Raw genomic sequence first — 22,170 nt, forward strand, 5'->3', positions numbered from 1 at the left:
CCGCGTGGCAGGAAGGCCAGTATGACGACCACCATCGAAACACTTCAGCCCGGACAGATCGCTCGGATTCGGCAACGAACCTACTTGGTCGAGCAGATCGTCAAACCCAAACGTGTCGCCGACAGCACGCTAGTCAAGTTGTCCTGCGTTGATGACGACAACCAGGGTGCGCCACTTGAGGTGCTCTGGGAAAAAGAACTCGATCCGCAAGTCTTGACCAGCGAAGCGTGGGAAACGATCGCCGCGAAAGGCTTTGACGAATCGAAGTTGTTCGCTGCGTACTTGAACACGCTGAAATGGAATTGCGTCACATCGACTGACCCGAAACTATTTCAATCGCCGTTCCGTGCCGGCATCCGCTTGGACGCGTACCAGTTGGAACCGCTGCGGAAGGCCCTCCTGCTTCCACGCGTCAACCTGTTCATCGCCGATGATGTTGGTTTAGGGAAAACGATCGAAGCAGGTCTGATCGCTCGCGAGTTGCTGCTGCGGAAGAAGGTCCGCGAGATCTTCGTTTCCTGTCCGCCGTCGATGTTGTTTCAATGGAAAGAAGAACTCGAATCACGGTTCGGCCTTACCTTCGAGATCCTCGACAAGGAATACATGAAGCGTGTTCGACGCGAGCGTGGTTTCAGCGTCAATCCGTGGAGCACCCACACCCGTTTTCTGATCTCGCATCGGTTGCTCATTGACGAGGCCTACGCTGGCCCACTTCGCGATCACCTTGGCACCTTCCGCAGCGGCTCGTTGTTCATCCTGGACGAAGCCCACCATGCGGCACCATCGAGCGGCCAGAAATACGCGATCGACTCACAAATCACTCGGTCGGTCCGCGACTTGGCTCCGAGGTTCGAGCATCGGCTATTTTTGTCGGCGACGCCGCATAACGGGCACTCCAACAGTTTCTCGGCACTACTTGAAATCCTTGATCCCCAACGCTTCTGTCGCGGCGTTCCCGTATCGGCCAAGCATCGCGACGAGACGATCGTTCGCCGAATCAAAGAGGACATCCGCGACATTCAGGGTGGCTTCCCAAAACGTCGTGTCGTTCAAGTCACGATCGACGGGCTGTCCGAAGATGCACCGGAACTGAAGCTTTCTCGATTGCTGAATGAATACCGACAAACACGAGAAGAGCGTCTCAGCAGTGAAACCAAACGGAAGCAGGCCGCTTCCGGTTTGCTCATCACCGGACTGCAGCAACGGTTGCTTTCATCCATCGAGGCTTTCGCCAAGACGCTAAAAGTCCACCGCAAGACCGTCAAGCGTCAGTGGGAAAAGATGCAGGCCGAGGCGATCACCGAAGCGGAAGCACCGCGTCACGCCGACCTCTTGTCCGGCAGCGTCGACAGCGATGACGAGCGTGCATCGCTTTCCGAAGAAGAAATGTCGAGCGAAGTCGCCTCACAAGTGGAAGCGGTATCGGCCAGCACGATGGGGCCGACCGACGACGAGGGCTCCAGGGGGCTCTTCGTTCGCGAGCAACAATTGCTCGAACAGATGACTGACGTCGCCGAACAAGCACGTGGTAAGACCGATGCCCGCACCGAAAAGCTGATCGAGTGGATTCGCGACAACATGTGTCCAGATCTAGGCAAGAAGGGTGCCCAGTGGAATGACACCCGTGTTTTGATCTTCACCGAGTACGACGACACCAAACGCTATCTGGTCAGCCGTTTGGAATCCGCCATCGCCGGCAGCGACCGAGCCGACGCACGAATCAATATCTTTCACGGTCCGACCCCACCGCCCAAACGCGAGGAGATCAAGCAGGCATTCAACACCGACCCCAAGAAACATCCGGTGCGAATCCTGATCGCGACCGATGCCGCTCGTGAAGGCTTAAACCTGCAAGCACACTGCAGCAACCTTTTTCACTTCGACGTGCCTTGGAACCCGAGCCGCATGGAGCAACGCAACGGACGGATTGACCGAAAGCTGCAAGCCAAGGACGAAGTCTTTTGCCACTACTTCGTTTACAAGCAACGACCTGAAGATCGCATTTTGCAAGTGCTGGTCCGCAAGACAGAAACGATCCGAAAAGAACTCGGCAGTCTGTCGCAAGTCATCGACGCCAAGCTCACCAAGTCGATGAGTCTGGGCATTCGTCACGGTTCAATCGACGACATGGAAGCCGAGATCGACGCGACCGACATCGCAGAGAACCAGCGGGCTGCGATCGAAGACGAGCTCGAAGCGTCACGGATGCGTCAAACCGAACTTCGCGAACAAATAGACCGACTGCGAACGCTGCTTGAAAAGTCTCGTAAAAGCATCGGGCTCAGCGATGAACATTTTCAGTCCGCCATCTCCTGTTCGCTGGCGTTGCTCGGCACCGAGACGCTCGACGAAACCAAAGACGACAACGGTGCCACCTGCTTCACCTTTCCCGCCATCGACGAACGATCCGGTGCCGATCCAACCTGGGCCGAAACGATGGACACCCTGCGGGTTCCGCGAAAGCGAGACCAGAAGCTGTGGGAGTGGCGACGATCTTCGCCCATCCGGCCGGTCATTTTTGAAGATCCCGGCGTCGTCGGCGACGATCTCGTTCATTTGCATCTTGAACAACGCGTCGTCCAACGTCTGCTCGGCCGGTTCACCGCTCAAGGGTTCGTCCATCACGATCTGTCCCGCGCCTGTTTCGCGCAGGCCACCGACTCGATTCCTCGCGTCGTCCTACTCGGTAGGTTGGCCCTGTACGGTGAAGGGGCCGCGAGGTTGCACGAAGAGCTGATTCCCGTCACCGCTCGCTGGTCCGACCCCGCCATTCGCAAAGGACCGCTTTCGCCGTACGCCAAAGACGCGGAGGCAAAAACGATGGGCCTGCTGGACGATTCACTGCTCGGTGCCGGCGGAATCAAGCTGACACCCGAAGTCGTCGAACAACTTCAGCAGTCCGCAGCCGGCGACATACACGAATTGCTACCGCATCTAGAAACACGCGGCGAAGAATACGCCGCCGATGCGGAAAGAAAGCTTGCCGCCCGAGGAACCGCGGAGGCCAAGGCGATGCGAGAGATTTTGGAAACGCAACGCAAACACATCTCGGACACGATCAAGCGAATCTCCAAGCTCGATCCAAATCAAATGCGATTCGACTTCGGTGAAATCGACGACGAGCTTCTGCAGCTCGACGCCAACAAACGTTACTGGGCCAAACGCCTGGAAGAATTGCGTGACGAACTCAAGACCGAGCCTGACCGCATCGCGAGGATCTACGACGTTCAAGCCAAACGCATCGAACCGGTTGGTCTTGTGTACCTCTGGCCAGTGACAGGGTAAGCAACGCACATGGATTCCGTACAAGAACAAACAACTCAGTTAATTCGACCTCTCATCCCAGCGGATGCAGAGGAAAGGGTGGGTCGCGCGGTAAAGCAATGGAACGCCACACTTCGGAAGCACATTCGAGACTCAACTGGACTTCGACTGAATGACCAGGATTCAAATCAGTCGATACCTGTCCGAGTGGTCGAAGGCTTCTCGAGTGAGCTTGCCAATTTGATCAATCGCTACAACGACCCCGTGCTTTGGAAATTGATTGTCGGCCAGCCGAAGATCGGTGGGTTGGTTGCGGGAGCGGACTACCTGCTCAATTTCTGGGAAGAACTTCAGAATTGGGAGAAGTTGCCGAAGAAATGGCAGAGTTCGGAACGCTCGCTGACTCGTTCTCGAGATTTGGGGTTGTTCCTGCAGAAGCTTGCGATCGCTGAAAAGGTCCGAAAAGAAATCAAAGGAATCAGCGAAGACATCCTAGGTGCCTATTTCTACGGTTCGGAAAGCAAAATTGAAATTTATTGGATCGCGATTGCGATGACGGCCGCTATGGCGGATGTGCGAATTGAAGACTTAACGATTGTTGTCCTTATCCATGAATTAGCCCATGGATACACACATCTCGGCAAAGACATCGACGGCGGGGAATGGCAAACTGACGGCTTCCTTGGATCCGATGCAGAAGTCAAGGAAGGTCTAGCCCAATTTTACACCCATGCAATTACGGAATCTTTAGCGTTGCGAACCCCTGGTCCACGCTTGGCTTATGAGGCATTCCTTGAGATGCAAGGAGGGCCATACCTCGCTCACTTGAAATGGCTAAAGCAACATCCCAATCGAACTGGTGAGATTGTTAGGTTCACCATGGTCGCTGCTCGCTCAGGAGGAGAAGTGAAGCATGTCGAGTGGCTCAAGCAGATGCGGAAATCGGGATCTTCCCTAGGAAAGAAAAGCAAACAACCAGCTGGGTCGACCTAGGGACAGACAAAAAAATAACACCATGGCAAAATCACCTGAAGAACTCGCTCACATTGAATGGCTCGGATACGTACAGCCCATCGGCCTGGTCGTTTCCATTCCGGCGATGCTGGAGGCTCAGTGTTACGTCAACAAGAACATCATGGGCGAACATGCCCGGTTCTTGGAATGTTTGGCGCAAGACGATGCCGGGGTCACGCGGACCGAACTTCGCGATCTGCGTGAGTTCGTTCAAGCCGTACTGGGTTGGGAAGCCGAAGACCTCGTCGATGTGCCCGCTCGCCAAGTGCTTGGTGGCGACATGGGCCGGTTGGAAGTCGTCCTGCCGCAGTACAACGAAACGCTGCGTCCGACGCACGCCGTTCCCGTCTTCCGTCCCGAGGAAGATCAAAACCCATGGCAGTTGTTGATCCAAGAACTGTCGACCGGTACCGACCTCGATGATGCCGGTGAAGCCGATAGCAGTCGCCATTGGAACGCGTCGCCGCAGGCCAAATTCGAGCGACTGCTGCGCGAGACCGAAGTGCCGATCGGCTTGCTGTCCAACGGCCGCTCTCTGCGACTGGTCTATTCGCCTCGTGGAGAAACCAGCGGATACGCGACGTTTAACGTCGACGAAATGGCGCAAGTCGCCGGCCGGCCGATGTTCGCCGCCCTGCACATGCTGCTGTCCGCCGAACGCATGTTCTCGATGGGCGACAACCAGCGATTGCCCGCGATCCTGGCCAACAGTCGCAAGTACCAAAACACAGTTTCGACGGAATTGGCCGAGCAAGTCCTGGCGGCCCTTTACGAATTGATGCGAGGCTTCCAAGCTGCCAACGATGTTCGCGGTGGTGAATTACTCTCTGGCGTGCTCGCCCGCGATCCCAACCAAGTCTATTCCGGTCTGCTGACCGTGCTGATGCGGTTGGTGTTCATCCTATACGCCGAAGACCGTGACTTGCTGTCCAGCGATCCGGTCTACAGCAACCACTACAGCGTTACCGGTCTGTTCGATCGACTTCGAGAAGACGATGGGCGGTTTCCGGACACGATGGATCAGCGATTCGGTGCATGGAGTCAACTCGTCACGCTGTTTCGCCTGGTTTACGAAGGCGGCCAGCACAGCGAATTCAAATTGCCGGCCCGCAAAGGCTACCTGTTCGACCCCGACCGCTATCCATTCCTGGAGGGGCGAAGTGGGATAGGCTTCCAGCCTGTCGATACGGATGACAGGCAAGATGCCCATCCTACCGTTCCGCGTGTCTCCGATGGCGTCGTCTTTCGCGTCCTGAAAAACCTGCTCATCCTCGACGGCGAACGACTCAGCTACCGAACCCTCGACGTTGAACAAATCGGCAGCGTTTATGAAACCGTGATGGGATTCAACTTGCAGGTCGCCGCCGGCAAGTCGATCGCGATCAAGCCCGTCAAGTCGCACGGTGCCCCGGCGACCATCAACCTGGACGAACTACTCGAAACGCCCGGCAAAGACCGAGCCAAGTGGCTCAAGGAAAACGCGGACCAGAAAGTCGGCACCGCCGATGCCAAGCTACTTAAGGCCGCGACCAACCTTGAAGAGTTGCTGACCGCCCTCGACAAGAAGATCGCCAAGAAAGTCACGCCGCGTGTCGTCCCGGCGGGCGCGATCGTGTTGCAACCGTCCGACGAACGACGCCGCAGCGGATCGCACTACACGCCGCGATCGCTGACCGAACCGATCGTCCGCACGACGCTCGAGCCGATCCTCGCCCAGTTGGTCGGCGGCAATCCAACCACCCGTGAAAATACAAGCCCGAAGCGCAAGCGAGAGGACCAACCCGATGACACCGGAGACAGTCACTCGCTTGCGCGTCGGGCTTGTAAGACGGATGAGCTTGAAATTGAGTCACCGCTGCCGGCGGTCTACTCGCCCAGCAAAGAAGATAAGAAACGCTACACCCAGGGCGAACTCGATGCCCGCGTGCGGTTGTCGCAGAAAGCCGTCGAGCACGCGCGGCGGGCACGCGAAGTCGGCACGCCGCATCCGTCACAAATTCTAGATTTGAAAGTCTGCGATCCCGCGATGGGCAGCGGCGCGTTCTTGGTCGAAACCTGTCGTCAGTTGGGCGATGAGTTGATCAAATCGTGGTACGCCCACGACGCGGTGCCGAGTGACATTCCGCCCGACGAAGACGAAGTACTGTACGCGCGGCGGCTGGTGGCGCAGCGGTGTTTGTACGGCGTCGACAAAAACTTCATGGCCGTCGACTTGGCCAAGCTCGCGTTGTGGCTGGTCACGCTGGCACGGGATCATGCGTTTACGTTCTTGGATCATGCGCTGCGTCACGGCGATTCGTTGGTCGGATTGTCGCGAGAACAGATCATTGGCTTCCACTGGGAACCGAAGAAGCAGAAGAAGTTTGGTGAAGACTTGATCCAGCGTCGTCTGGACCGAGCGACGGAAGCCCGCGCCAAGATTCTCAACGCCCGCGAAGACGTCGCCTACCGCGACCAAGAGCAAAAGATGGCGTTGGCCGAAGAAGCCCTCAGCGGCATTCGTTTGCTCGGCGACGCCTGCGTCAGTGCCTTCTTCGCTGGCAAGAAAAAGAAAGAGCGAGAAGACCGCGTCGACCAGTTGTTCGGCATCGCCAGCGCGCACCTGGAAAAGCTTAAAGAGGGCAAGCTCGACCACGAGTTACGCAAGTCGCTCGAAACCGCGGCAAAGTCCTTGCAAGAAGGCGAGCACCCGATCCCCGCGTTTCATTGGGAGATCGAGTTCCCTGAAGTGTTTTCACGTGAGAATGGCGGGTTCGATGCGTTTGTTGGGAATCCGCCGTTCTTGGGAGGAACGCGAATTTCATCAGAAGTAGGCATGGAGTATTTTCAGTGGCTCGTGGACCGCTTTCCTCCAGCCGGACATCATTGCGACCAAGTCGCCTATTTCTTCAGGAATTGTTACGAGCGTCTTCGATCACTCGGGACATTCGGACTTATTGCTACAAAGACTGTAAGTCAGGGTGACACCCGCGAAGGCGGACTTGTTCCGATATTGAAAGCAGGCGGCGTGATTTACAGCGCTACCAAGCAATATCGTTGGCCAGGAGCCGCCGCCGTGATGGTTGCAATTGTTCACACTGCAAAGGACTCATTTCCGCAATCTCCGTTGCTTGAAGGAGCAATTGTTAATCGAATCAACGCATACTTGTTAAACGGCGACATGGACGAGTCGCCTGTTCGACTCGCATCCAATCCAGACTTTTCCCTCGGTTGCAAGATATACGGGCAAGGATTCCTCTTTGCTGAGGATGATGCTGATTGCACCCCGCTTTCCAAAGTCGGTGAAATCATCGAGCAAAATCCTTCCGCTGCTGACCGGATCAAGCCCTACATCGGCGGCGACGAAGTGAACTCGACTCCTACGCATGAACCACGTCGGTCCGCGATTTACTTCTCAGACATTGCGGAAGAAGAAGGACTGAGCAACTTCCCGCACTTGCGTGAAATCGTTGCCACAAAAGTTAAACCGGGCCGTGATTCGTTGGGATCGAATCCAAACAACGTCCCTCTAAAAAAACGATGGTGGGCATATCAAGCACATCGGCCAGACTTCTATCGGCAAATCGCGGAGATGCAACGAGTTCTGGTAATCCCACGTGTAACGCAGCATATGGGATTTACGTTTTTGGATGTTGGGATGGTTCACTCCGAACAGTTGGTTCTATTTGCCATCGAGTCGAATTGGCAGTTTGCAATACTGCAATCGCGGATTCACGAGGTATGGGCTCGCTTCTTTTCGTCGTCACTTGAAGATCGGCTTCGATACACTGCGTCAGATTGCTTCCAGACATTTCCCTTTCCAAGGGACGGTGAAATTGCCCTTAGTACCAGTGGGCAGAAGTATTTTCAATTGCGACGAAATGTGATGATCTCGAATGACGAAGGTCTGACGAAGACCTACAACCGCTTTCACTCACCCGACGAACGCGACCCCGGCATCCTAGAACTTCGCGAGCTTCATGACGAGATGGATCGGGACGTGTTGCGGGCTTACGGGTGGGACGACTTGGCCGAGACGGCTCGCTGTGAGTTCCTGCTCGACTACGAAGAGGAAGAGGACGACCAGCCGGGGGCGAAGAAGTCCAAAAAGAAAAAGCCCTGGCGTCTCCGCTGGCCCGACGACTTCCGCGACGAAGTCCTCGCCCGACTCCTCGAACTCAACGAACAACGACACAAAGAAGAGTTGTTACTCGCCAAGCAAAAGAAGGAAGAAGCCAAGGCACCGAAGAAGGGCAAGGACGAATTGCCCATGCCGTTGCTGGACGACCAGATGGCGTCGGACGATGACCAAGCAGCGTTGACCGACGACGACCGCATGACGTTGGCAATCTTGGCTGCCTGGGGCGAAGGCACACTGGTTGACCGGGTGCTGTTCGGCGAGTCAATCGTGCTGTGGCGTAACGACAAGCATCGTCGCTTCCGTGGCTACCTTTCCGAAGACCGCCAGAAACGCCTCAAGCCCGCGGTGAGCATGAAAAAAATCGTCGGCCGTGCCGTGCGGAAGGGATGGCTCACCCAAACGGCCCGCGGCGAGATCGAGTTCTTGAAGCTCATCATGCAGCCGTCTCCGTTGGGCGAGCTGACCGACGGTGAATCAGAGAAGCTCGACCAAATTCGGGACATCGTCCAGAGAGAAAAAGAAGCGGAAAATTCAGTCATCGAAGTTACGGAGGATTCTATTCGTGCATCAGCTCCATTTGCTGTCGCCAGACCAGCATCTTGAACCGGTCGAGATCGCAGCCGGTATCGCCTCGCCCATGTTGTGGGCGGAAAAGATCGTGCTGCTATCGCATCCCGATCCGAACAAAGAACTACGTCGTATTCCGTTCACGCGCGGATTGAACGTTGTTCGTACGGAGCGACGCAAGCCAGGCGAACGTCGATGCGTCGCTCATGATGTCGGAAAGACGCTTTTGGTTCGACTGTTGCGGTACACGCTTGGCGATCCTTGGTTTGGCGACCGAGCGACGATGGACCGAGTTCGTGAGGCGTACCCGTTCGGTTTGGCGGTTGCTCAATGGCATTTAGCCGACGGTCAATGGACGATCGTGAGGGCTTTGGATGAACGGTGGCAACCGGGCTACGTTGTTCGCGGTTTCGATTGGGCAAGTTCACTGGATGCCCCAGATGCCAGGCTGCCGATGGACGTCTTTTTTGAGGAAATCGACGCTCAAATGAAGGCCGAGCTTCCGAAGTTCTCGCTTCCCAATACGAAGGAAGCTGGATTCGCAGACATCTTGCCATGGCTGGCTCGAGACACGCAGTTCGGTTTTCATAAAGCCGATTCGTGGCGTGACAAAGATGTCAATTCAGGTCCGCCGAACTCGCCGTCGACCAATCGTCTGCTAATGAAGTGGCTGGCCGGGATGATGTCTCCCGCGGAGGTGAACTCTCGAAATCTGAAGCAAACGTCACGAACTGAATCTAAGGTGAACACGGCGACGCACGAGAAAAATGCCACACGACTGGCAACACTGTATGACTCGTTGAAAGACGCCACCGGTTTTGTGCCACCACTGCGTTCGGACGACGACGAGGCGATCGCGACCGAAGAACTAGCTGGCGAATTGATTGCGTTCATCAAGGATCAGTTTGGGTCGATCCAGTCATTTAATGCCGACGCAGAACGAGCAGATACCGAATTACTCACCAAAGCAGAGGGCAAGTTCAAACGGCTCCGTGACGAGCAATCCGAAGCGATGCGACAGGAAGAGCAGGCCAAAGCCAAGCTACAGCAGTCGACAAACAACTTGGCCAGCGAGGTGAAGGAGGACAAACCGCCCCCCGGTTGTCCCGCCGGCGCTCAGTGCCAATGGCGGCTCGAGATCGAGAAAGACTTGTCGGCTGGTGGAGCTATCAAGGAGGAATCGCATCTGGACCGTCTTCGATCCGAACAAATGGATGCAAAGGCACATCGCGACGTATGCTCGTCGAGCTTGGCTTCTGTCAATGAAGAATACGAGGCGACAGAACGTGAACTCGGTGAACTGCGAGAACGGGTGCAAACCAATCGGTCAAATCGTCAGTCCTCGTTCGCGAAGTGGGATCAACTTGCCGCGATGACATCGAGTTTGGCGGCGGCGATCAAAACGTTTGATACGTCAAAGCATCAAGCGGACATGTCGGAATCCGATGTAGATTTTCACCAGAACGTCATTCGGCAAGAGGAGAAGAGCGAAGCCAGTCGATCCAGCCTGACTCGAGTTGAGCAGCACTACTCTCATGCCTTGTCGCGAGTCATGGGGCACGTGGTGAGGGGAAAGCTAGAAACAGCCGGCGGATTTCGCCCGAGCCGCAGCCAAGAAACCACTCGTCACGGCACCGCTTTGACCACGATCGAGAACATTTTGGCATTCGATCTCGGATGCGTTCTGGCAAGCATGTGCGGAATCGGCCGCCATCCCCGCCTGCTCATTCATGACGGTCCCCGCGAGGGCGAAGCGGAATCCGAATTATTCACCAACCTGCTCAGCACCGCCGAGTGGATGCAGGGACTCTGCGAACCCGCCGACGTTTCGTTCCAGTACATTATGACAACCGCCGACGCCCCCGAAGCCTATTCCCAAGATCACCCCGCCGTCGCCGACGTCCTCCACGGCCGAAGCCCCGATGGGTTGTTACTGCGGAAAGCGTTTTGAGGAAGAGTCGACTCCAACCGTAACGAACCGGCAAAATGGCCTTGGCGCGTCATTCGCTAGGAATACTCGCATCCCGTCGGCTCAAAGACCGAGTTTTCCGGGCAGGTGCCGTTGTTCGGCCAGATTTGGCGGCGTAAAATGCTCAGCTAGATTGATGTTGCGTAGTTTCGGTGATCATTGGATGATCCCGAACGGACCCGCTTCGCGGAAAAAACACGGATGTCAATCGAGGCAAATAATTATGACCACAGAAGATCTTCGGAGAATTGACGAACTCGTCCACAGTGCCGACATGGCCGTTCGCGTCGCTTCACAGCTTCGTTTATGGATTAAACGCAACCAACTCGGAGATCCCGATTCCCTGAAAGAGTCGCTTCGGTTTCTGGATGAAGCATTAAGTGGCGGTCGGTTCGTTGCAACCGGTGACGTCGCATCGGCATCGTCGTCACTGTCTCCTTTGACTTGGTCTGCTGACATTCGATTTGGTTTCGCCCAGCCTTCGATGCCTAGCCCGGAAAAGAAGCAGTATGAGGAGTTAGTGGATTTCCTTGGCAGCATTCGAGAAACAATCGACAATGTGCTCTCAAACACTCCTCCGCAGGCCGAGTCTGTTGAGTCTGCCGCTCGTTTCTTTTCTCAGTTAGGCAAGTTGCTCGGTGGAAAAGCTGATAGCGCGCTACGATCTCCAGCAGGAGGAACTCAAATGCTTCAAGACCGCTTTTCTTACCAATGACACCGCACCAGTTCAAACGAGTACTGCTTCATGTTCGATACGAACTGAATCGTTATCAAACGGCGCTTCAAAAGCTTGAGTCTTGTGAGTTCCCCAGCACCATCGCGTTGACTCTTGTCTCGGAGCAACAGGCAACTTGCTTGGCCGCGAATGCGGACCTTGATCAAATTGAAGCTGACCGCGTGGACGATCCTGATGGAGCCGCAGATCGGTTGGTCTCTGAATTCCGCAAGATGGTGAGCAGAAGGCGATATCTCGAGGTCCTCGAGAAAGCTCGTAGCGATGAGGTGCCCTGGAGCCTGGTGCCGAGTATCGAAACACTAGCTCGTCAAATTTTGCCGGGCTACCAGGTTTTGATCACAACCACCCCGGATATGAACTACATGATTGGTTGGGGTGGGAATTCAGTAACCATCTATCTCCCACGTCTGCACCGGGCAAATGGCTTTCTGCATGTTCTGATTGGTCACGAACTTTTTCATCCAATCGTTACTGATTTTTTCGTCGCAGAGAAACCGAAGTATAGACCGAAACTACGGGATCTCTGTCAGCAACATCTCGCGAAAATGGGAGTGCCAGCAGATCTGTTTTTTCAGCAGAGGCTGGACGCGTTGCTCGATCATGCGACGCAGCAGTGGGAGAAAGCAATAACCGAGTTGATGTGCGACATGGGTGCCACAGCGTTGTTTGGTCCCGCAGCAATTTGGACCCTTTCAGGTTTTGCCGCGACTCAAGAGATGAACTCACCGCCAACTCCTCAGTCTCAATACTATCCGCCTTGGCGAATGCGCATTCGGGTGGTTCTTGATTTCCTGGAACGAAAGCTCGGGGCGGGCGATCTTCTGGATCAGCTTTCGATCCAGCTTGAACAGGTTGGATTGGCTGAGCACTCAACTGCGCTGAAGTCGAGTGTTTCGGAGGAGCAAATGACCTTTGGAAGCAATGACTTGGCATCCGAACCGTTAAGGGAACTCTCGGTGCAAGTATACGATCTTGTAGAAGAGTGCATCTCCGACGCGGGTGACTTTGTAGTTGCCAAGGCGTCCCAATTTCCGAAACGATGGTCCGAAACGCTTCAGGAGATCCCTCTGCTGCTAGGTCGACTAATGATGAATGTCCCACCGAGTGAGTTGATTGAAGGCCAAAAGCAAGAGAGCAAAGCGGCCTCCATGACTGGCATCGTCATGGCATGCTGGCTCGAGCGGTTGCGACTGGAAAAGTCTAGCCAGCTTGAACTTGATACGTTCCATCGACTTTGTCGACTAATGCTCAAGGCAATTGAAGATGCAGAGTTAAAACGCAATTTCAGCGATTGGGCGGCGACTAAATGAGCGTGCTTTCCAAAAAACCGCTGTGGGATCGAATCCATCGCGCTGATGATCCTTTGGCAATCTCCCCACTTCTTGACCCTTCGCAAGTGCAGGCGGCTTCGATTGACGTGCGGATCGGACATCAGTTCATAATTCTTCAGCGTGCCGCCGTTTCGCACATTGATCCAAGCGAGGCTTCGCTTCTCAGCAAGAGTCTTTACCGGACGCAGCAAAAGGTTAGGGTCCAAACCAAGCAGCCTTTTGTTATTCATCCGCGGCAATTAGTTCTTGCTGCCACGCTCGAGTACATCTCGATGCCGCGAGATTTGGCAGCGATGGTTGAAGGACGCTCCTCTTGGGGGCGACTCGGGTTGATCATCGCAACCGCTTGTAGCGTTGCCCCAGGATTCAAAGGCTGTATCACTCTGGAGCTTGTGAATGATGGTGAAGTGCCGATTGTTCTAAGGCCAGGTATGCGGATTGCACAGTTAGTGTTCTTTGATGCCGACAAGGAAGCGGACTACCGTGATGCTACAGCGAAAGCGAGCGGCGGAAACAAATACGATTGCCCGACAGGCCCCGAGTTCAGCAAAATCCATGGGGATCAGGAAACGGCATTCTGGTCATAATGCTTTAGTGGCATTTATCACGATCTCTGTCTTCGGAGACGGGGGCATTATAGTGCTTCAGTGAAAGCACGCTCATCGTGAATCGTTGAACGCTGCCGTCTGTTGAGAGGCTGCTGGGCTGATACAATCAGACCTTCCAAAATCTGCAGTTTCGACAGACGAGCATGAAGCCCATTCAATGAGCACTGAACCAATTCAAGTCCGCCAATCATTGCTGGATGCGTTGCAGATTGATTTGATTGGCCCGTCGGGGGCACTCGGTGATCATCGCGAGGTTTTGCCGCAGGCTCCGTCGCGTTGGTACCTGACCGGGTTTCTGGTGCCGACGGATGCCGATGAAGAACAGCGGTTTGATCCCAACAGCGATGATGACATGGATCAGACTCCGGCGGTCGCCGGTGTTGATGAGAATGCAGAGCCGGAGAAGTCGGCGGCGCGGCGATCGTATTTGCCCAGCAGCCTGGGATTAAGCGTTCTGGTGCCGGCTGAAACGCGGGAACTGCAAGCGATCGTTCGCTTCGGTGAATATTTGCGTGTCGAGCAGGAAGAGGGCAGCAAGCAGGGTGCACCGGTTCAGTGGCGACGTAACCCGCACGAAGAGATTGTCTCGGTGGCACTCGGCAAGAAGGTGCCCGCACAGGGCGTGGTCGACGTGCCAGGTAGCCGAGGTGTTGAAATCGTCTGGTCGTTGCGTGGCGTGCCCGATGGTGACGTCGATGGTGGTTTGCCGAAGGGAACACGAAGCTTGTCGATGTTCGTGGTCAATCGGCGCAAGGCGTCGCCGGATGAAGTACGCGACGAAGGGTTTATCTTCCAAGTCGAGCTGGAAGTGCAAAGCGATCTGTCGTTCATCGCGAGGCCAAACCTGCGGAGCCTCGAAAGTGACGACTGGGATGAACGCGTCTCCGACTTGCAGTATCGCGATTCGTTCGAGTTTTCGGTGGGACACAGCGTGGCGACCGAGTCTGTAATCGAGGATGGGCTCTGCAAAACCGTTCGCACCTGCCATCTACCGACCGCGGAAGTTGAAAAGGTGGCTCCGTCAAAGATTGACGGTGTGACACTGAACATGGAAACGCTGGCGTTCCTTCGCGATGGCGATGACGCGATGGAACAACTGGGGGGATTCGCCAGCAGCTATCGCGACTGGATCGCAAAGCAAACGTCCGGGCTCGGCGGACTCTCGCAGCGACGCATGGATACTGCGAAGGAGTTGCTGCATCGTGCCGATTTGGCCGCCGGCCGCATTCAAGCGGGGATCGAATTGTTGGCTGACCCGGATTGCTTGGAGGCGTTTCGCATCGCCAACAAGACGATGGCGGCTCAGGGGCGACGCCGGCTGGCGTTGCAGTTGGGAAAGGCTCCCGAAGAGATCACGCCGGCGTGGCGACCGTTCCAGTTGGCATTCATTTTGATGAACTTGAAGGGCATCGCAGAGCCGACCAGTCACGACCGCGACTTGGTCGACTTGCTGTTCTTTCCGACCGGTGGTGGTAAGACGGAAGCCTATCTCGGGCTGGCCGCGTTCACGTTGGTGCTGCGTCGACTTCGCAACCCTGGGCTAACATCGTCGGGGCTGAGCGTGTTGATGCGATACACACTTCGGTTGTTGACGTTGGATCAACTTGGCCGAGCCGCGGCGTTGGTTTGTGCGTTGGAATTGGAGCGGCAGAAGGATGTTGAAAAGTTGGGCGAGTGGCCGTTCGAGATCGGTTTGTGGGTCGGCCGCGCGGCGACGCCCAATCGCATGGGTCGCAAGGGTGAGAGCGACCGCGAGTCAGCACGAGCGAAAACAATCGCGTTCAAGAACGACGACCGCAAGCCTTCGCCGATTCCGTTGGAAGAGTGCCCTTGGTGCGGGACCAAGTTTCGATCCAATTCGTTTCAGTTGGTGCCGAACACCGACAACCCGACCGATTTGCGTGTGACGTGCGCGAATCGCCGGTGCGAATTTTCTCGCGGCAACCCGCTGCCAGTTCTTTCGGTCGACGAACCGATCTATCGTCGCCTGCCGTGCTTCCTGATCGCGACGGTCGACAAATTCGCCGCGATGCCGTGGACGGGCGAGGTCGGTGGCTTCTTTGGCAAGGTGAACCGTGTCGACAGCGAAGGTTTCTACGGACCCTGCGATACCGGTTCGGGACGTCCATTGCCGGTTGATCGTTTGCCGCCGCCCGACCTTGTGATTCAGGACGAATTGCACCTAATTTCCGGACCGTTGGGGACGATGGTTGGGTTGTATGAAACGGCATTGGATGAGTTGTCGACAATTCAAGTCGATGGCCAGGACGTCCGGCCGAAGATCATCGCTTCGACGGCGACGGTGCGCCGGGCACTCAGTCAGATCCGTTCGTTGTTCAATCGACCCGACGTGGATGTGTTCCCGCCGCCGGGACCGGACATCCGCGACTCGTTTTTCGCTCGGACTCACTCGACGGCGGAAAGTAATGCACGAAAGTACGTCGGCATCGCGGCGCAAGGACGGAGTCCGAAAGTGATCATGTTGCGGCTCTACCTCGCACTGCTCGCGGCGTCACAGAAGGCGTATCACGAACGCGGCGGCGCTAAAGCGGATCCCAATCCCGCTGATCCCTACATGACTCTGCTCGGGTACTTCAACAGTTTGCGAGAACTCGGTGGTGCTCGTCGGTTGATCGAAGACGAAGTGCGAACACAGTTGACTGGTCGAGGTAGCCGAAAACGAATCGGTGAAATGGAGGGATTGTTCAAGGATCGCACGATCGCGTACGAGCCGGTGGAACTGACCAGCCGAGTGAGTACGGACAAGGTTTCCGAAGCGAAGCGACGATTGGAGCAAGCGTTCAAAGAGAAAGACCGCGTCGACGTGGCGATCGCGACAAACATGATCTCGGTCGGTTTGGACATCACGCGTCTGGGCTTGATGGTGTGCTTTGGGCAACCAAAGACCAGCAGCGAGTACATTCAAGCGACCAGCCGTGTTGGTCGTGATGACAAGCGACCCGGTCTGGTGATCACAATTCTGAATATTCACCGACCGCGTGACCGCTCGCATTACGAACGATTTGCGGCCTTCCACGAGTCGTTCTATCGCAGCGTGGAAGCGACCAGCGTGACACCGTTCTCACCGCGAGCACTCGACCGCGGCTTGGCTGGTACGTTCATCGCGCTGGCACGTCACGGACACTTGCCGATGACGCCACCGCGTGGTGCGACGGAGATCTTGCGTGAGATGCCGAGCTTGCAGTTTGCGGTCGAGCAACTCGCTGACCGGGCGTTGGAGACGCACCACGATTCCTCTTCGCCGGACGCGGTCGAGCTTCGACAAAAGGTTCTCGATCGCTGCAAGGATCTGCTGGATACGTGGAGCACGATTGCAAAAGAACTGCACGACACGGGCGGTGCCTTGCAGTACCAAACCGAAACCGGCAGTGCCCAACGGTTGCTCTACGAGTTTCTGAACCCGGAATTGAAGATGCTTCCGAAACGTCATGACAAGTTTCGTGCCAATCGTTCGATGCGAGATGTTGAGCCAAGTGTCAATCTGTGGCTAAAGACCATCGACGGGATCGAGATTGACGTGGAGGATGATCAATGAGCAAGAAACCTGGAGCACGTCCCCACGGACAAATTCGACAAAGCCAACTGATCACTTCTTTTGGTCCGGGCTCGATGATGGACCTTCCGAATCACTCGGTGCTCATCGGCGGCCTGGATTTCTGGTCGGCCAGTGGAGATGAAGTCATCGAGCCGCGGTTGGTCGAAAAACTCAAGCAGTTGTTTGATCCGCCACTGCAAGTGCTGAAGCTTTTCAGTCCGCCCCCCGACAACGATGACCCGACAGCCCCGCAAACCGGGATCACGGCATGGCAGTTCCCCGAGTGGTTCATTACGCAGGACGTTGATCGTGATGCGAGCTTCGGCGTCGTGCGTGCACGCATGTTGGTGCATCGCAAACGGCTGACGAAGGGGAAGTTTATTGACGACAACAAAAAGAGACGCAGCGTCGTTCCCGTCCGTTTCGTTCGAGCGTGTCGTAGTGGCCATATCGGTGACATTGACTGGTACAACTTCGTGCATGGCGGCAACACGGAGTGTCGAAGACAGCTTTGGATCGAAGAGCGTGGCACGAGTGGCGATTTGGCCGAGGTCTATGTTCGATGCGAATGTGGCAACGCCGAACGCAGCATGGCACTCGCAATCGAACAGCCGGACACGATGCTGCGCTGTGACGGAAGCCGTCCGTGGCTCGGAGCTTACGCCAATGAGAAATGCGGAGAGCCGAATCGGCTGCTAATCCGAACGGCGAGCAATGCTTACTTCACTCAATTGATGAGCGTGATTTCACTGCCCGATCGGAATGTCGAGCTTCGTGAAGCAGTCGAGTTGGTTTGGGATTTCATCGGTGAAGTGGAAGACGTCGGCGAACTCAAGTACGAACGCAAGAAAGCCAAGGTCAATGCGGCTCTCGACGGCTACGACAACGAAGAAGTGTTTGCCGAAGTGAAGATGCGTCGCGGTCAGTCGGCTGGGCCACCGAAGACAATCAAGCAAGCGGAGATGGAGACGCTAATCGCTAGCAAAGATGAGCTTGGCGACGATAAACCCGATGGAAACTTCTTTGCCAGAACTCTGCCGAAGGAGGTTTGGGACAAACCGTGGATGCAGTCGGTCGAGCGTATCGTGCTGGTGCATCGGCTTCGCGAGGTGATGGCTCAGGTTGGGTTCACACGTTTCGAGGCGGTTTCGCCGGACATCGACGGCGAACTCGAGATGGGTGTTCGGCGTGCCTCGCTTGCTCGCGAGATCACTTGGCTTCCTGCGGTCGAAAACCGTGGCGAAGGCGTCTTCATTCAGTTCAAAAAAGAAGTGGTTGAGAATTGGGCGACCCGGCCCGAGGTTCAGGCCCGTGGGATGCGTTTGCTTGGCGGCTATGAAGCTTGGAAAGCCGAGCGAAGTGGAGCGACCAAGAAGTTCGTGGAAGAGGGTGGGCTGCTTCCATACGTTTTGTTTCATTCCTTCGCCCACATGCTTATCACGGCGGTCTCGCTTGAGTGCGGTTATCCCGCCAGTTCGATTCGCGAACGGATCTACACAATCCCCGACATCGGCTACGGAGTGCTGCTTTACACCGGAACTTCGGACGCTGAAGGAACGCTTGGCGGATTGATCCAGGTGGGCCGTCGAATCCACGAGCACATTCGCGGCGCTCTTGAGATGGGTGAGCTGTGTTCCAACGATCCCGTTTGTGCACAGCATGAACCGGCCAATCAACACGAACGGCGATTCCTCCATGGGGCCGCTTGTCATGGATGCTTGCTGATTTCCGAGACATCGTGCGAGCAACACAACGAGTTTCTCGATCGGGCACTGGTCGTTCCGACGGTTGACAACTTGGGCATCGAGTTCTTTGGGCTGAGCTAGTATGCACAACGTCTTTTCTCAGCTCAGTGATAACTCTCTCAAAGCGATTGCGAGTGGACTTCAATCGGGCCGTGTTACGTTGCCAGGATCTGCGCTGCAAATAGGCCGACTTGTTTCTCGTGACCTTTGTGATGCTGTCGTCCAAGAGCTGGATGCACTTTCAAATCTGAACTTTACTTCCGATCAGGTGGCCGTACTGCTGGAAAGGCTTTTGTCAGATCGACAATCGCACCGCGACAAGCGATCAAGTGAAATCGACTTGGTGACATCAGGCCCAGAAGCACCCGGAATCACCAACCGCGACACTTCCGTGGTAGTTCGAGAAATGTTCGCACACGCCGAGCGGTCAGTCACCGTTGTCGGATACGCGGTCTATCAAGGCCAAATGGTTTTTGAAGCCCTCGCAAAACGTATGGACAAAGTCCCAGAACTCGAAGTGGAGTTCTTCCTTAACATTTCACGTCCAGATCGCGACACCACCAAGTCTGACATCCTGGTCTCGCGATTTATCGAGCGTTTCAAGACAACTCAATGGCCCAGCGGAAGTCGTTTGCCATCCGTCTACTACGATCCTCGATCCGTTTCCGATGAAGGACGCGTTCGCTCTTCGCTACACGCCAAATGCGTCATCGTTGACCGGCGTCACATCTTCATCTCCTCCGCCAACTTCACCGAAGCCGGCCAACAGAGAAACATCGAGGTTGGGTTGTATCTCAACTCGGAACATCTCGCGAACAAGACGTCACTTCATTTCAAGAACATGCTGGAAGCCGATCTTTTCTGTCGAGCTTTGTGAGTTCTCGAGATTAAGCGGCTTGTGTTTTCAACCGGAATCGCCGGTTCACAAACCAGAACGTATCGAAATCGCAAGGACGCTTCGTTTGATCACCGAATACAATCGACGCTACAGAACGGCGGCCGTCTGTGATGTCTTGAATCTTGGTGCCGAACCGGGCATAGCCGCTTGATGACTGCTTGGGTGCTCTCGTAAGTGTTGGGTTGGGTTCGTTGGCGTTGGGCCGGCGGCTTGATCTTAGCTTTGCGAGGGAGTTTGTCTCGTGGTTGATGAATTGAATTTGGATTTGCTGCCGGCGGTGGAGTCGGTTGGGACTCGGGCGGTGGCTTACTTTCGGTCTTCGTTGGATGACGAGGGACGATCGGTTGAAGTGCAACGTGATTTTGTTCGGCGGTGGGCGGCGGCGAATGGGGTGCGGATTCTTCGGGAGTTTTGTGACTCGGGGCCGGGGACGGTGGAGGATCGGTCGGGGTTGGTTGAGATGATGGAGGAGTGGGTTGCTCGGCGGGATGATTTTGAGGCGGTGATTTGTTTTGATCGGACTCGGTTGGGGCGTTGGGTTGACGGTGGATGTGCGGAGCTTGCTGCGGTTTGCGAGGAGAATGGGAAGACGATGTTGTTGATTGATTAGGTGTGGTTCTTGATTTGGTGAACTTTGATTCTCGTCGATGGGTTGGCCGTCGGCGAGAATTTTTTTGTTTGGGTTTGTTGGTTGGTTTCGCATCGTGTGACAAAGTCTCGGGAATCTGGGCGACAGGTGTGACTTAGCCGCTTGAGGCATGTGGGGGTGCTCTCGTAACTGTCTTGTCGGTGCCGCGAACGTTGGGTTCGCGGCCACGACTTGGATAGATGCGAAAGGACTTTGACGTGAATCATTGGTGGGAAATTGAAATTCCGGATGCGGACGCTCCGCCTCTGGTGCGGGCCGTGGCGTACTACCGGCACTCGGCCCAGGACCGGCAAGAGAACTCGATCCCGATTCAACAGGATCAGGTGCGGGCTTGGGCTCGCGAACATGGGGTCGAGATCATCCGCGAGTTTTGTGACGCGGGGCGGTCGGGACTCAACTCCGAAGGACGGCCGGCGTTCACGGAGATGATGGAAGAATGGATCGCGAAGCGGAATGACTTTGAGTACGTGTTGTGCTTGGACGTTTCGCGTTGGGGTCGGTTTCAAGACATCGACCTTTCGGCCCAGTTCTCGGCGATCTGCAAGAAGAACAAGAAGCAGGTCATCTACACGACGATCGGCAAGCCGAAAGAAAACGATCCGCTCTATCCGGTCTACGTCCAGTTCGAGCGGTTTCGGGCGGCCCAGTACAGTCGCGAATTGAGTGACAAGGTTTGGCGGGGCTGTGTGAAGATCGCCGAACAAGGCTATCTCGCCGGCGGACCGCCGCCGTACGGGTTGGCTCGGTTGTTGTTGGATGAGAATCGGAAGCCGCTTCATGTGCTGGAGGCCGGTCAGCACAAGGGGATTCAAAACCAACGGGTGACGTTGACCGCAGGACCGCCCGAAGAGGTCGCTGTCATTGAACGGATTTTTGACGAGTTCGTTGTGAAGGGCTTTTCCGAATACAAGATCGCGGAAGGGCTCAACGACGACGGGATTCCTTCGCCGAGCAACGGACGCTGGGGCGCGGGCGGTGTGATCGCACGGCTGCGAAATGAGAAGTATGCCGGGACGATGGTCTACAACCAAACGTCCGGCAAACTGAAGACGCCGAAGTTGCCGAACCCGCCGGAGCTTTGGGTGAGAACTCCCGAGGCCTTTCCTGGCATCGTGGAGGCGGAGCTGTTTCTTCAAGCTCAAGAGATTCTTGAGAAACGCAAACAAAGATATGACCCGCAATACATGTTGCGGGTGCTCGATGAACTTTATCGGTCACGCGGCATGGTGCGGCCGGGACTGTTGCGATTGGATGACGAGCTGCCTTCGTCGGGGGCTTACTCGCGGCAGTTCGGATCGCTCGACCAAGCGTTTCAAAACCTGTTCGACGGCGAACGCGGGAAGGCTCGCGAGAACGTTCACGAACAGATCCGCGGGCACATTCCCGAGGTGACGACTTACTCGGACTTCTTGGTGCTCGACCAGAAGTTGACGGTCTCGATTCAACCTGCGGTGCCAATCCCGCACGGCTACGAATTTTACTGGCCGATCCGCCGCGACCCTCGGCCAGTGATCGACATGACGCTCGGCGTGCTGCTGTCCGAGCCCGCCGACTTCAACATCCTCGGCTTCATCGCTCTGCCGCGGTTCGGATCAGATTCCAAACCGCTTCGTTTCACCAGTTCATCGGTCCGCACCGAATTGTTCGGTCGTACCGATTTGCAATTCCTTCAACAACTTCTCTAACGAAAGCAAACCATCATGGAACCACTCA

The 22,170-nt window shown here is 55.8% G+C and carries 12 protein-coding genes; all 12 read left to right on the plus strand.

The genetic code is table 11. The annotated features are described in order from the left end of the window. The first annotated feature begins 21 nt into the window (after nucleotides 1–21). Nucleotides 22–3,285 (plus strand): DISARM system SNF2-like helicase DrmD, encoded by a 3,264-nt coding sequence (gene drmD / locus FHS27_RS06090; RefSeq protein WP_184303078.1) that lies wholly within the window; start codon nucleotides 22–24, stop codon nucleotides 3,283–3,285. A 219-nt stretch (nucleotides 3,286–3,504) separates the two neighbouring features. Next, nucleotides 3,505–4,257, plus strand: a complete 753-nt coding sequence (locus FHS27_RS06095; RefSeq protein ID WP_184303082.1) for a hypothetical protein — start codon at nucleotides 3,505–3,507, stop codon at nucleotides 4,255–4,257. 22 nt (nucleotides 4,258–4,279) lie between these two features. After that, complete coding sequence (locus FHS27_RS06100; RefSeq protein ID WP_184303085.1) at nucleotides 4,280–9,001, plus strand: type IIL restriction-modification enzyme MmeI; 4,722 nt, start codon at nucleotides 4,280–4,282, stop codon at nucleotides 8,999–9,001. Then, a complete protein-coding gene (locus tag FHS27_RS06105; protein ID WP_184303088.1) occupies nucleotides 8,961–10,916 on the plus strand; it encodes a hypothetical protein in 1,956 nt (651 codons plus the stop codon). The genes FHS27_RS06100 and FHS27_RS06105 overlap by 41 nt, the downstream gene beginning before the upstream one ends. Before the next feature lie 241 nt (nucleotides 10,917–11,157). Beyond that, nucleotides 11,158–11,649 carry a hypothetical protein gene (locus FHS27_RS06110; RefSeq protein ID WP_184303090.1) on the plus strand — a complete coding sequence of 164 codons (492 nt, stop codon included), beginning with the start codon at nucleotides 11,158–11,160 and terminating at the stop codon, nucleotides 11,647–11,649. A gap of 140 nt (nucleotides 11,650–11,789) precedes the next feature. Further along, entirely contained in the window at nucleotides 11,790–12,980 is a 1,191-nt protein-coding gene (locus tag FHS27_RS06115; RefSeq protein WP_221224902.1) for a hypothetical protein, read from the plus strand. Continuing rightward, nucleotides 12,977–13,588 carry a dCTP deaminase gene (gene dcd, locus FHS27_RS06120; protein ID WP_184303096.1) on the plus strand — a complete coding sequence of 204 codons (612 nt, stop codon included), beginning with the start codon at nucleotides 12,977–12,979 and terminating at the stop codon, nucleotides 13,586–13,588. Before FHS27_RS06115 ends, dcd begins: the two co-directional genes overlap by 4 nt. A 178-nt stretch (nucleotides 13,589–13,766) precedes the next feature. Beyond that, nucleotides 13,767–17,165 (plus strand): DISARM system helicase DrmA, encoded by a 3,399-nt coding sequence (gene drmA / locus FHS27_RS06125; RefSeq protein WP_184303098.1) that lies wholly within the window; start codon nucleotides 13,767–13,769, stop codon nucleotides 17,163–17,165. Further along, nucleotides 17,162–18,991, plus strand: coding sequence for a DUF1998 domain-containing protein (gene drmB, locus FHS27_RS06130; protein WP_184303100.1), 1,830 nt, complete (start codon nucleotides 17,162–17,164; stop codon nucleotides 18,989–18,991). Before drmA ends, drmB begins: the two co-directional genes overlap by 4 nt. A gap of 1 nt (nucleotide 18,992) precedes the next feature. Continuing rightward, nucleotides 18,993–19,787, plus strand: a complete 795-nt coding sequence (gene drmC / locus FHS27_RS30730) for a DISARM system phospholipase D-like protein DrmC (RefSeq protein WP_221224904.1) — start codon at nucleotides 18,993–18,995, stop codon at nucleotides 19,785–19,787. A gap of 262 nt (nucleotides 19,788–20,049) precedes the next feature. Then, on the plus strand, nucleotides 20,050–20,418 hold the full coding sequence (locus FHS27_RS06140; protein WP_184303104.1) for a recombinase family protein: 369 nt from the start codon (nucleotides 20,050–20,052) through the stop codon (nucleotides 20,416–20,418). 236 nt (nucleotides 20,419–20,654) lie between these two features. Continuing rightward, nucleotides 20,655–22,142, plus strand: a complete 1,488-nt coding sequence (locus tag FHS27_RS06145) for a recombinase family protein (protein WP_184303106.1) — start codon at nucleotides 20,655–20,657, stop codon at nucleotides 22,140–22,142. Nucleotides 22,143–22,170: the final 28 nt, after the last annotated feature.

The organism is Aporhodopirellula rubra, from assembly GCF_014192335.1.
In the GTDB taxonomy this organism is placed as follows: Bacteria; Planctomycetota; Planctomycetia; order Pirellulales; family Pirellulaceae; genus Rhodopirellula; species Rhodopirellula rubra.